The 12,393-nt window shown below is 61.6% G+C and carries 13 protein-coding genes; 4 read left to right on the top strand and 9 right to left on the bottom strand.

Translation table 11 applies throughout. From position 1 onward, the window contains the following. Nucleotides 1-3 precede the first annotated feature (3 nt). The 6 genes from rodA to FIV35_RS22965 form a co-directional block, all read right to left on the bottom strand. Entirely contained in the window at nt 4-1,107 is a 1,104-nt protein-coding gene (gene rodA / locus FIV35_RS22990; protein ID WP_015886065.1) for a rod shape-determining protein RodA, read from the bottom strand. A gap of 31 nt (nt 1,108-1,138) precedes the next feature. Beyond that, a complete protein-coding gene (gene mrdA, locus FIV35_RS22985) occupies nt 1,139-3,037 on the bottom strand; it encodes a penicillin-binding protein 2 (RefSeq protein ID WP_034100915.1) in 1,899 nt (632 codons plus the stop codon). Between the two features lie 15 nt (nt 3,038-3,052). After that, a complete protein-coding gene (rlmH, locus tag FIV35_RS22980) occupies nt 3,053-3,520 on the bottom strand; it encodes a 23S rRNA (pseudouridine(1915)-N(3))-methyltransferase RlmH (protein ID WP_003176297.1) in 468 nt (155 codons plus the stop codon). Between the two features lie 9 nt (nt 3,521-3,529). Continuing rightward, the gene (gene rsfS, locus FIV35_RS22975) at nt 3,530-4,024 is read right to left on the bottom strand and encodes a ribosome silencing factor (RefSeq protein ID WP_034100916.1); all 495 of its coding nucleotides are present in this window, start codon (nt 4,022-4,024) and stop codon (nt 3,530-3,532) included. A 69-nt stretch (nt 4,025-4,093) separates the two neighbouring features. Next, nucleotides 4,094-4,738 (bottom strand): nicotinate-nucleotide adenylyltransferase, encoded by a 645-nt coding sequence (gene nadD / locus FIV35_RS22970; protein ID WP_034139423.1) that lies wholly within the window; start codon nt 4,736-4,738, stop codon nt 4,094-4,096. Further along, on the bottom strand, nt 4,738-6,003 hold the full coding sequence (locus FIV35_RS22965) for a glutamate-5-semialdehyde dehydrogenase (protein ID WP_034100918.1): 1,266 nt from the start codon (nt 6,001-6,003) through the stop codon (nt 4,738-4,740). The genes nadD and FIV35_RS22965 overlap by 1 nt, the downstream gene beginning before the upstream one ends. Nucleotides 6,004-6,177: 174 nt before the next feature. On the opposite strand from FIV35_RS22965, the gene FIV35_RS22960 reads away from it, so the two are divergent. Together FIV35_RS22960 and FIV35_RS22955 are read left to right on the top strand one after the other, a co-directional pair. Then, entirely contained in the window at nt 6,178-6,861 is a 684-nt protein-coding gene (locus FIV35_RS22960; protein WP_034139424.1) for a DNA-3-methyladenine glycosylase, read from the top strand. Between the two features lie 30 nt (nt 6,862-6,891). After that, entirely contained in the window at nt 6,892-8,208 is a 1,317-nt protein-coding gene (locus FIV35_RS22955) for a bifunctional DedA family/phosphatase PAP2 family protein (RefSeq protein WP_034139425.1), read from the top strand. Here the strand turns inward: FIV35_RS22955 and FIV35_RS22950 are convergent. Genes FIV35_RS22950 through FIV35_RS22940 form a run of 3 tightly spaced genes read right to left on the bottom strand, consistent with a single transcriptional unit; the run spans nt 8,205 to nt 9,892 of the window. Beyond that, the gene (locus FIV35_RS22950) at nt 8,205-8,795 is read right to left on the bottom strand and encodes an LON peptidase substrate-binding domain-containing protein (RefSeq protein ID WP_034139426.1); all 591 of its coding nucleotides are present in this window, start codon (nt 8,793-8,795) and stop codon (nt 8,205-8,207) included. The genes FIV35_RS22955 and FIV35_RS22950 overlap by 4 nt on opposite strands. 21 nt (nt 8,796-8,816) lie before the next feature. After that, entirely contained in the window at nt 8,817-9,533 is a 717-nt protein-coding gene (locus FIV35_RS22945) for an LrgB family protein (RefSeq protein ID WP_034100922.1), read from the bottom strand. After that, complete coding sequence (locus tag FIV35_RS22940; RefSeq protein WP_034139427.1) at nt 9,530-9,892, bottom strand: CidA/LrgA family protein; 363 nt, start codon at nt 9,890-9,892, stop codon at nt 9,530-9,532. The genes FIV35_RS22945 and FIV35_RS22940 overlap by 4 nt, the downstream gene beginning before the upstream one ends. 203 nt (nt 9,893-10,095) lie before the next feature. Here FIV35_RS22940 and FIV35_RS22935 point away from each other — a divergent pair, with 203 nt between their 5' ends. Together FIV35_RS22935 and FIV35_RS22930 are read left to right on the top strand one after the other, a co-directional pair. After that, nucleotides 10,096-10,551 (top strand): MaoC family dehydratase, encoded by a 456-nt coding sequence (locus FIV35_RS22935; RefSeq protein WP_034139428.1) that lies wholly within the window; start codon nt 10,096-10,098, stop codon nt 10,549-10,551. 105 nt (nt 10,552-10,656) lie between these two features. Then, nucleotides 10,657-12,375, top strand: a complete 1,719-nt coding sequence (locus tag FIV35_RS22930) for a C13 family peptidase (RefSeq protein WP_034139429.1) — start codon at nt 10,657-10,659, stop codon at nt 12,373-12,375. The last annotated feature ends 18 nt before the right edge of the window (nt 12,376-12,393 follow it).

Here is a 12,393-nt window from a genome sequence, read left to right as displayed (position 1 = left end):
TATTCAAACCTGTGCGATCCACTTGCGATGCGTATGAATCGACATCAAAACCCCAAACGCTGACAGCAATGTCACCAGCGAAGTTCCGCCGTAGCTAATGAATGGCAACGGCACCCCAACCACCGGTAACAGGCCACTGACCATACCGATGTTGACGAAAACGTAAACAAAAAACGTCATGGTCAGCGCGCCGGCAAGCAATTTGCCGAACAGCGTCTGCGCTTGCGCGGTAATCACCAGGCCACGCCCGATCAACAACAGGTAGATCAGCAGCAACGCGCAGATCCCCACCAGGCCGAACTCTTCGCCCAGCACCGCGATGATGAAATCGGTGTGGCTCTCGGGCAGAAAGTCCAAGTGCGACTGGGTACCCAGCAACCAGCCTTTGCCGAAGACCCCACCCGAACCGATTGCCGCCTTGGACTGGATGATGTTCCAGCCGGTGCCCAAGGGATCGCTTTCCGGATCGAGGAACGTCAGGATCCGTTGCTTTTGATAGTCGTGCATAAAGAAGAACCACATCGCCACCGCCACCGGCACCGCAGCGGCCAGCACGCTGAGGATCCAGCGCCAGCGCAACCCGCCCATAAACAGCACGAACGCGCCACCGGCCAGGATCAGCAGTGAGGTGCCGAGGTCGGGCTGGCGCACAATCAGGATAAACGGTACGCCGATCAGGATCAGGCTGATGCCTACGTGTTTGAGCTGCGGCGGCAGGGTGCGCTTTGACAGGTACCAGGCGATGGTCGCCGGCATCAGGATCTTCATGAATTCCGACGGCTGGAAGCGAATCACCCCTGGGATATTGATCCACCGCGTCGCGCCCATGGCGTTGTGGCCCATCACGTCCACCACCACCAACAGCAACACCCCCGCCACATAGCCCAGCGGCACCCAGCGCGCCATGAAGCGCGGCTCCAGCTGAGCGATCACCACCATCGACAACAGGCCCAGGCCGAACGACGACGCTTGTTTGATCAGCAGGTCCCAGTTCTTGCCACTGGCCGAATACAACACAAACAGACTGCCGGCCGCGAGGGTCAGCAACAGGATCAGCAACGGGCCGTCGATGTGCATGCGTTGCAGCAACGTCGCACGGCGACGCATCACATCCTCGCTGGAGAGGATGCGGTCAAAATTACTCTTCACTGGCCGTAACCTCGGGGCTTGAAGGGGGGCCGCCATATTCAGGCTTGAGCCTGCCGTCCTCGGCCAGAAGCCAGGCGTCCATCACCTGGCGCACCACGGGCGCGGCGACGCCGGAGCCGGACTCGCCGTTCTCAACCATCACCGCCACCACGATTTTCGGGTCGTCCGCCGGCGCGAAACCGACAAACAAGGCGTGGTCGCGGTGACGTTCCTGAACCTTGGAACGGTCGTATTTCTCGCCTTGCTTGATCGCCACCACCTGGGCGGTACCACTCTTGCCGGCGATGCGATATTGCGCACCGATCGCCGCCTTGCGCGCTGTGCCGCGCGCACCGTGCATCACCTGCTGCATGCCGTGGTTGACCTTGGTCCAGTCCGACGGGTCGCGCAGCACAATGTCCGGGATCGGGTTGTCATCCACCGGCTTCTCGCCTTCGATGGTCTTGGCCAGGTGCGGACGGTTCCACACGCCCTTATTGGCCACCAGCGCCGTGGCCTGAGCCAGTTGCAGCGGCGTGGCCTGCATATAGCCCTGGCCGATCCCCAGGATCAGGGTTTCCCCCGGGAACCACGCCTGGCGGCGGGTCGCGCGCTTCCATTCCCGCGATGGCATCAAGCCTGGCGATTCTTCGAACATGTCCAGGGAAACTTTCTGGCCGAGGCCGAACTTGCCCATGTAGGCCGACAGACGATCAATGCCCAGCTTGTGGGCAAGGTCATAAAAGTAAGTGTCGTTGGAGCGCATGATTGCGGTGTCCAGGTCGACATAACCGTCACCGGTACGGTTCCAGTTACGGTACTTGTGATCGTAATTGGGCAGCATGTAGTAACCGGGGTCGTACACCCGGCTGGAAGCGGTCACCACGCCAGCGTCCAGGCCGGCAATCGCCACCGCCGGTTTGATGGTCGAACCCGGTGGGTACAAGCCACGCAGCACACGGTTGAACAACGGCCGGTCGATGGAATCACGCAGTTCGGCGTACGCCTTGAAGCTGATACCGGTCACGAACAGGTTCGGGTCGAAGCTGGGTTGACTGACCATGGCCAGCACTTCGCCCGTCTTCGGGTCCAGCGCCACCACCGCGCCGCGTCGGCCGCCCAGCGCCATCTCGGCCGCTTCCTGCAGCTTGATGTCCAGGCTCAGTACGATGTCCTTGCCCGGCACCGGGTCGGTACGCTTGAGCACGCGCAGCACACGGCCGCGGGCGTTGGTTTCAACTTCTTCGTAACCCACCTGGCCGTGCAGCTCGGGCTCGTAGAAACGCTCGATGCCGGTCTTGCCGATATGATGGGTGCCGCTGTAATTCACCGGATCGAGGGTTTTCAGCTCTTTCTCGTTGATGCGCCCCATATAGCCGACGGAGTGAGCAAAGTGCGGCCCTTGCGGGTAGTGCCGCACCAACTGCGCCACCACTTCCACCCCCGGCAGGCGGAACTGGTTCACCGCGATGCGCGCGATCTGCTCTTCGGTCAGCTCGAACAGAATCGGCACCGGCTCGAATGGCCGGCGCCCCTGCCTCATGCGTTTTTCGAAGATCACCCGGTCTTCCGGCGTAAGCTGCAGGACTTCGACGATCACGTCGAGCACTTGCTGCCAATCGCCGGAACGTTCGCGGGTCATGCTCAGGCTGAAGCTGGGCCGGTTATCCGCCACGACAACGCCATTGCGGTCGAAAATCAGCCCACGGGTCGGCGGAATCGGCTGCACATGCACCCGGTTGTTTTCCGACAGCGTGGAGTGATAGTCGTACTGGATCACCTGCAGGAAATACAGGCGCGCAATCAACACCCCGATCAGCGCCACCACCATGATCGCGCCAAACACCACGCGCGCACGTACCAGACGTGCGTCTTTCTCATGGTCCTTGATGCGGATCGGCTGAGTCATCGGGAGGGGCGCAGACTATTTGTGGTAAGGGTGCCCGGACAGAACTGTCCAGGCGCGATACAGCTGTTCACCGATCAGAATCCTTACCAACGGGTGCGGCAACGTCAGTGCCGACAGCGACCAGCGCTGGTCCGCCCGCGCGCAGACTTCCGGCGCCAGCCCTTCGGGACCACCGACCATGAAGTTGACCGTGCGCGAGTCCAGGCGCCAGCGATCCAGCTCCACCGCCAACTGCTCGGTGCTCCAGGGCTTGCCGTGCACTTCGAGGGTGACGATACGCTCATTGGGGCCGACCTTGGCCAGCATGGCTTCGCCTTCCTGACGGATAAAGCGCGCCACGTCGGCATTCTTGCCCCGGGTGTTGAGCGGTATTTCCACCAGTTCCAGCGACAACTCGGCGGGCAGACGCTTGGCATACTCGTGCCAGCCTTCTTCCACCCACTTGGGCATGCGTGAACCGACAGCAATCAGACGCAGGCGCACAGCCGTTCCTTATTCCTGGTCTTTGTTGAGCTTGTCGAAGTGAGCGTGGCCCACTTCCGGGCTGTGGTGCTTGCCATCGGCGGCACGGCTCTGCTCGGCGCCTTTCCACAGACGCTCCAGGTCGTAGAACTGGCGAGCGTTGGAGGTCATCATGTGGACGATCACGTCGTCCATGTCCAGCAGCACCCAATCGCTGTCGCCCTTGCCTTCTTCACCCAACGGCTTGACGCCCTGGGCTTTGACGGCTTCGCGCACTTTGTCCAGCATCGCGCCGATCTGGCGGTTGGAGGTACCGGTGGCGATGATCATGTAGTCGGTGATGCTCTGCTTGTCGCGCACGTCCAGCACCTGGATGTCCTGGGCCTTCACGTCCTCCAGGGCCGCCACGGCGACTTTCACCAGCTCTTCGCCGACCAGTTCCGGACCGGTGTGGGCTTCTACCGGCAGAGGGGCGCTTTTGAACGTGCCTTTGCGCTTAACTTTGCTTACGTCTTTGTTGGTCATATAAAACTCGTTTTGCTCGTATGTTCGGGCGCTCGCTGTACGACTGTTCGTACCTTCAAGCACGCCTTTTCAGTTCGACGCACGGTAAAGCCCGTGCGCATCGATGTAGGCCAGGACCGCGTCAGGCACCAGGAACCGTACCGACTTACCGCTGGCCAGCAGTTGACGGATCTGGGTGGCGGACACCGCAAGCGGGGTCTGCCAGACGAATGCAATATTCCCGTTCGGCCCGGTCAGGGCCAAGGGGTCACTTACCGACCGCGCGGCCAGCAGGTTGCGCAAGGCATCCGGCGGTTCGCTGTCGGCATCCGGGCGTTGCAAAACCAGGATGTGGCAATGCTGGAGGAGATCCTCCCAGCGATGCCAAGAGGGCAGGCCGCAAAATGCGTCCCAGCCCAAAAGCAGAAACAACTGGTCGTCCGCGGCCAGTTCGGCGCGCATCAGTTCCAGGGTGTCGACAGTGTAGGACGGTTTATCGCGCTTGAGCTCGCGGTCGTCCACCACCAACGGTGCAATGCCTTCCACCGCCAGACGCACCATTTCCAGACGCTCCTGGGGCGACACTTGCGGCGTATCGCGATGGGGCGGCCGAAAATTGGGGATCAGGCGCAGTTCGTCCAGCGCCAGTGCGTCCGCCACTTCCAGAGCGCTGCGCAGATGGCCGATGTGCACAGGGTCGAAGGTACCGCCGAGCAGCCCAATGCGCTTAGCCATCAAGTGCGCACGTGCCCGTCGCCGAACACCACGTACTTCTCGCTGGTCAGGCCTTCCAGGCCCACCGGGCCGCGTGCGTGGAGCTTGTCGGTAGAAATCCCGATCTCCGCGCCCAAGCCGTACTCGAAACCGTCGGCAAAGCGCGTCGAGGCATTGACCATCACCGAGGCGGAGTCCACTTCGGTGAGGAAGCGCCGGGCATCGCTGAAATGCTCGGACACGATCGCGTCGGTGTGCTTGGAACCGTAGGTGTTGATGTGCTCGATGGCCTGATCCAGGTCGTCAACGATGCGGATCGACAGGATCGGCGCCGTGTATTCGGTGTACCAGTCCTGCTCGGTGGCTTCGATCACGTCGGCGCCCAGCAACGCGCGGGTACGCTCGCAACCGCGCAGTTCAACGCCCTTGTCGCGGTAGATCGCGGCCAACGGCGGCAATACGCGCTCGGCGATGCCGGCGTGCACCAACAGGGTTTCCATGGTGTTGCACGGCGCGTAGCGATGGGTCTTGGCGTTGTCGGCGATGCGGATCGCCTTGTCGATATCGGCCGCAATGTCGATGTACACATGGCACACGCCGTCCAGGTGCTTGATCACTGGCACCTTGGCATCGCGGCTCACGCGTTCGATCAGGCTTTTGCCGCCGCGCGGCACGATGACGTCGACGAATTCCGGCATGGTGATCAACGCACCAACGGCGGCGCGGTCGGTGGTTTCCACCACTTGCACCACTTCGGCCGGCAACTCGGCCACGGCCAGGCCCTGCTGGATGCACGCGGCGATGGCACGGTTGGAATGGATAGCCTCGGAACCGCCGCGCAGGATGGTGGCGTTGCCGGATTTGAGGCACAGGCTTGCGGCGTCGATGGTCACGTTCGGACGCGACTCGTAGATGATGCCGATCACGCCCAGGGGCACGCGCATCTTGCCCACCTGGATGCCGGACGGCAGGTAACGCATATCGCGGATTTCACCGATGGGGTCAGGCAGCTTGGCTACCTGACGCAGGCCTTCGATCATGTCGTCGATACGCGCCGGGGTCAGTGCCAGGCGGTCCAGCAGGGCCGGCTCCAGGCCATTGGCGCGGCCGTTGGCCAGATCCTGTTCGTTGGCGGCGGTCAGCTCGGAGCGCGAGGCATCCAGAGCGTCGGCGGCCGCCAGCAGGGCGCGATTTTTCTGCGCAGTGCTCGCACGGGCGATCAACCGCGACGCCTGGCGGGCAGCGCGACCCAGGCGGGTCATGTAGTCAAGAACGGACTCAGTCATGGTCGGGGAGTCTTGGCAAAGAGGAAAGCGGCAGATTATAGCCGTGACGCCGCCCGACTGACAGCGGTGAGGGGCGGATGGTCGAAATGAACTGTAAAAACCTGGGCTTCAGCCGTAATTAAGGTGGGAGTTGTTATCATCCGGTCACATTTAGCCGTAATAACTGCCGACGCCATGCCCAGTTCCGCTCTTCCAACTCCCGCCAGCGCCCTGCCCGACAGCTTCTTCGACCGCGATGCGCAAGTGCTCGCGCGTGAATTGCTCGGAAAAGTCATTCGCCACCGAGTCGGCGAAACCTGGCTTTCGGCGCGAATTATCGAAACCGAAGCTTATTACGCGGCCGAAAAGGGCAGCCACGCGTCCCTCGGTTACACAGAAAAGCGTAAGGCTTTGTTTCTGGATGGGGGGCACATCTACATGTATTACGCCCGTGGCGGCGATTCTCTGAATTTCAGCGCCCATGGCCCAGGCAATGCGGTGCTGATCAAATCCGCCTATCCATGGGTCGACGAAATCGCCGGCCCAGCCAGCCTGGCGCAGATGCTGCTGAACAACCCGGACGCCAAAGGTCTGCCCCGCCCTTCGCACAAGCTGTGCGCGGGCCAGACGCTGTTGTGCAAGGCGCTGGGGCTGAAGGTGCCGATGTGGGACGCCAAACGGTTTGACCAAGAACTGCTTTACGTCGAAGACGTCGGCCAGACCCCGACGCAGATCATCCAGACCACCCGCCTGGGCATCCCCAGCGGGCGTGACGAACACCTGATGTACCGCTTCGTCGATGCTGGCTACGCGCCTTATTGCACGCGGAACCCGTTGCGCCGAGGCCAGGTCGAAGGCCGCGATTATTTTTTGCTGTGAATTCCCAAGAACACCGATGGAGTGGATTGTATGGGCCAATGGCTCGATAGCATTACTGGCTGGCTGAGCATCAACCCTCAATGGCTGGCCGTGGCGGTGTTCATCGTCGCGTGCGTGGAGTGCCTGGCGATTGCCGGCTTGATCGTACCGGGCACAGTGCTGCTGTTCGCTATCGCCGCCTTGGCCGGTAGCGGCGCGCTGTCCTTGAGCGAGACGCTGCTGCTGGGGTTCCTCGGCGGCTTGCTCGGCGATGGGGTTTCCTACTTTCTGGGACGACATTTCCATCAGAACATACGGCGTTTGCCCGGCTTACGTCATCACCCCGAATGGATGAACGGCGCCGAGACCTACTTTCACAAATACGGGATCGCCAGCCTGCTGGTCGGCCGTTTTATCGGCCCGTTACGCCCCATGCTGCCGATGGTGGCCGGCATGTGCGACATGCCGTTCCCGCGTTTCGCCGGGGTGAGCATTCTGGCGGCGGCGGGTTGGTCGGTGGCCTATTTGCTGCCGGGTTGGGCGACCGGCGCCGCGTTCCGCCTACCGTTGCCGCAAGGGTTCTGGCCGGAAGCGGCGGTAGTCGCAGGGTGCCTTGCGGTCGTGATCGGGCTAAGCCTGAATAGCAGCCTGCGGGGGCATCGTCGCGCCACGTTATGGATAGGCGGCGCCAGCCTGACGTTATTGATCGCGCTGTTTATCGGCTATCACTCGCTGGACAATTTTGACCATGGCCTGAGTGCGCTGGTGCAGGAGCATCGCAGCCCTTGGCTGGATGAAGTAATGGTGCGGATCACTCAACTGGGCGAATTCAAAAAGATGTTTTTCGCCAGTGCGGTGTTTACCGGCTTGCTGGTATTGGCGCAGCAATGGCGCCACGCGCTGTTTGTCGGTGCCACGCTGGCGGGGTCTGCGCTTATCAATACCGGGACCAAACTGTTTTTCGCCCGCGGCCGCCCGGAAATCCTCACAGACCCATTGACCAGTTTCAGCATGCCCAGCGGCCATGCGTCCGGCGCGTTCGCGTTTTTCCTGGCGTTGGCGGTCTTGGCCGGTCGCGGTCAGCCCACACGGCTGCGCCTGACCTGGATGCTGCTGGGCTGTATTCCGGCGGCGTTCATCGCACTGTCGCGGGTCTACCTCGGCGCCCATTGGCCCACGGACATCCTCGCCGGCACGTTGCTGGCAATGACGGTGTGCGCGTTCAGCCTGGGGCTTAGCGAATATCGAAGCCCCTTGCCCGCCATGCCACGGAAAACTTGGTGGCTGCTACTACCGGCGCTGGTGGCGGTGCTGAGTTTTATCGCGCTGGCCGGCACATCCCATGCCCTGTTGCGCTACGCCTATTAAGTGAACAGCTCGCCCTGAAGTTCGTCGAGCAGGAACTGGATCATATCCAGGCGCTGTTGCGGACTGTCCATTTCCAGCAGCTTGATCTTGTCGTCATCGGTGAACGGCAGCAAATACGCCAGCTGATTGGCCAACGCTTGCTGGCCCTGAGCGTTGGTGTCCATGTCCAATGAGGCGACCATCGGGTGTTCGGCCAGGACCTGAAGCAAGGCCAGCAGGTCTTCGTCCTCTTCTTCCAGGGCGCTGTCCGGTTGCTCATCCAGCCAGCGCACCTCGCCCACCAGCAGCTGGTCTTTCTGCACCGTGACGTCAGACACATGAAAACGTCGCCCGCCCTCAACCCGAATGCCCAGCAGGCCGTTGTCCTGCTGTTTGAAGTCGCGGATCAGCGCTTCACAACCGACCACCGCGTAAGCGTCCGTCATATCGTCGGCACTGGCTTCTCCAAGGATGCACACCACCCCGAAACCTTCGCCCTTCTTCATACAGCGCCCGATCATATCGAGGTAGCGCGCCTCAAAGATCTGCAAGTCGAGCGTGCAGCCAGGAAACAGCACGGTATTGAGTGGAAACAGCGCCAGACTCATAAAGCGTTCCTTAAACCCGGTTTAAACAATGACCGACACGGCCAGCGGCAGGAACACCGCCGTAGCCACGCCCATCAAACTCATGGCAAGCGCCGCGAAGGCGCCACACTCTTCGCTTTCCTGCAAGGCCACTGAAGTACCGACGGCATGGGCCGTCATGCCCAGGGCCATGCCACGCGCCTCGGCGCTGTGAACGCCCAGACGCGACAACAACGCCGGGCCGACCATCGCGCCGACCACGCCGGTGATCAACACAAATACCGCCGCCAGCGCCGCCACGCCGCCGATCTGCTCGGCCACCAGCATGGCGATCGGCGACGTCACCGACTTGGGCGCCATGGTCATCAGCACCATGTGTTCGGCGCCAAACCACCATCCCAGCAGCACGCAAAGACCGGTGGCGAAGACCCCACCTATCACCAGCGTAGTAAAAATCGGCCAGAACAATTGGCGAATCCGCCGCAGATTCAGGTACAGCGGCACTGCCAGGGCCACCGTCGCCGGGCCCAAGAGGATGCCCATGATCTCGGTGCTCTTGCGGTACTCGGCGTAGCTCAGGCCACAGCTGAGCAACACACCGATCACCAGCAGCATCGACACCAACACCGGTTGCAGGAAGATCCAGCGGGTTTTCTCGAAGCCCGCCAGCACCAGTTGATAGGCGCCCAGGGTGATACCGATCCCGAACAAGGGATGATGAATCACTGCCGTCCAGGCTCCGTGCCAGTCGAAGATCATTGGCCCTCCTCCTCACTGGCATGCCGCTTGGCCAAACGCTCCATCATCACGCCGATCACGGCCATGGCAATTACCAGCGACAACACGAGGGCGCCGACAATAGCCCAGAAATCCGCAGCGATAGCCTTGGCATACACCATCACCCCGACTGCGGGCGGCACCAGCAGCAACGGCAGGTAGCGCAACAGACTGCCGGCGGCCAGGCTCAGGGGCTCACCCACCTCGCCGCGCCACACCAGAAAGCCCAGCATCAGCAGCAGGCCGATGATGGGCCCCGGCAGAACCGGCAACAGCAAATGATTGAGCGCCGTGCCGATCAGTTGAAACAGCACCAGCCACGTCAGGCCACGTAACAGCATCCGTCCTCTCCCCTTTAGAACCCGCCCGCATTATAAGCACGCTGGCGCTATGCCCAGGCATTCGCCATAAGCATGGTGGGTTGACCGAGCTGATGGGCCATGATGATCTACAGTGGATCTCTGTCACCCATAAAAGTCCCGCCGCCACTGGATAAACATATGGCTGTGCCGGGCATAAAACCGATGAACCAAGGAGAGACGCAATGCCCTATGTACCCGTAGCGCAGCTCAACGATTATGTCGGCAAGGAACTGGGACGTTCCGAATGGCTCACCATCGACCAGGCCCGTATCAACCTGTTCGCGGAGGCCACCGGCGATCATCAGTTCATCCACGTCGACCCGGTCAAGGCCGCGCAGACGCCGTTCGGCAGCACCATCGCCCACGGGTTTCTGTCGCTGTCACTGATGCCGAAGTTGATGGAAGACATCCTGATCGTGCCAGAAGGCCTGAAAATGGCGATCAATTATGGCCTCGACAGCGTGCGCTTCATCCAGCCGGTGAAAGTCAATTCCAAGGTGCGCCTGAGCGTCACGCTCACGGACGTCACCGAGAAAAAGCCCGGCCAATGGCTGTTCAAGGCCACCGCCACCCTGGAGATCGAAGGCCAGGAAAAACCTGCTTACATTGCCGAGTCCCTGTCGCTCTGCTTCGTATAAGGGTCTGCCTGTGGTGAGGCACGCACACTCACCACAGGGTATGTAAATTTATGTATGAAACTCGCAGCTGCGGCATACTCGGCGCTCAATTATCCGGATCCCGCTATGCGCCCACTCGCCCCCCTTGCCCTTGTCCTGTTGCTCACCGCTTGCGGAGATGGCGAATCGCTGCTGCCGCCGGATGCGCGCCTGCCCGATGGCGGCCGTTACCGGGGCGATGTGGTCAATGGTTTGCTGCAAGGCCAGGGCCGCGTGGATTACCCCAACGGCAGTTGGTACGCCGGCACGTTCGACAAGGGCCAGTGGCACGGTCAGGGTGAATGGCATGGCAGTAACGGCGAGGTCTATAAAGGGCAGTTCAAGCAGGGCCTGTTCGACGGCCAAGGCAGCCTGACCACCGCTGGCAGCCAGTATGTGGGCGGGTTCAAGAACGGTCGTCGCCATGGCGAAGGCACCCTCAAAGAAGGGCAGATGACCTACCGTGGCGAGTTCAAGGACGACCAATATTCCGGCCTCGGTCGCCTGGAACTGGCCGACGGTAGCCAGTATCAAGGCCAGTTCGCCCACGGCAAACCCAATGGCGAAGGCCAGCGCAACGACGACAGCGGCAACCAGTTCAGCGGCCATTTCGTCGATGGCCAACTGGAAGGCAACGGCACCTTCAACAGCGCCGATGGCGACATTTACATCGGCCAATTCAAACAGAACCAGCTCAACGGCAAGGGCCGTTACGAAAACGCCGATGGTGACGTATGGATCGGCCAGTTCAAGGAAGGCGCGCTGACCGGTAAGGGCGAGTTGATCGGCGCGGATGGCAGCCACTATGTCGGCGAGTTCGCCGACTGGCGCTTTAGTGGACAAGGCCGCCTGAACCTCACCGACGGCAGTTTCTATATCGGTGGCTTCGACAGCGATAACTACCAGGGCCGTGGCACCCTCGTACTCACCGACGGCACCGTACAGGCCGGCACCTGGGTCAACGGCATGCGCGTACGCGACGCGGAGGGCAAGTTATTACCCGACCCGTTGGAAATCGGCGTTCTGGCCCAAGGCCATCTGCTCGATGCCGCTCTCGCGGCGGTACCGGCCTCCACCTCCGCCGTCGAGCTGTACACCCTGGTGTTGGCCGGTGACGGCAAACAGAGCGTGTTCCTGCGCGAAGCCGATTACGTCAGCAATCTACTGGCGATCCGCTTTGGCGCACGCGGGCAGATTCGCCTGGTCAATCACCGCGACCACATTGCCGACCGCCCGCTGGCCACCCGCGAGAGCCTGCGCCGCTCCGTACAAACCCTGGCAGATCGCACTGGGCCGGAAGACCTGGTGTTCATCTACCTGACCAGCCACGGCACCCATGAACACGAACTGGTCCTGGACCAACCGCGCATGGAGCTGGCCGACCTGCCCGCCGACGAACTGGCGGCCGTAATGGCGCCGCTGAAAAACCGCGACAAAATTATTGTGATTTCCGCCTGTTACTCCGGCGGGTTCATCCCCGCGCTGAAAGACGACCGCACCCTGATCATGACGGCGTCGCGCGCCGACCGCGTGTCCTTCGGTTGTTCCGAAGAAGCCGACTTCACCTACTTCGGCGACGCCCTCTTCGCCCAGGCGCTCAACCAGACCGACGATTTGCAACAGGCCTTCAAGCTGGCCCAAGGGCATGTGAGCGAACGCGAACAGGCGGACAACTTCGAAGCGTCCGAGCCGCAGATCTGGGCTCCCAAAGGCGTGATCGCCCATTGGCAACTCTTGCGTAAACAGCAGGCACGAAAGGCGCTCGAAAGCGTCTCAATGAATAGCAAGGAAGCCAAAGGCAACTAAGCTGAACCTTGTAACAAG

This window comes from Pseudomonas rhodesiae (assembly GCF_007858255.1).
Classification (GTDB): domain Bacteria; phylum Pseudomonadota; class Gammaproteobacteria; order Pseudomonadales; family Pseudomonadaceae; genus Aquipseudomonas; species Aquipseudomonas rhodesiae.
The sequence above is the reverse complement of the archived record's forward strand: the minus strand, read 5'-3'. Positions and strand labels throughout refer to the sequence as shown.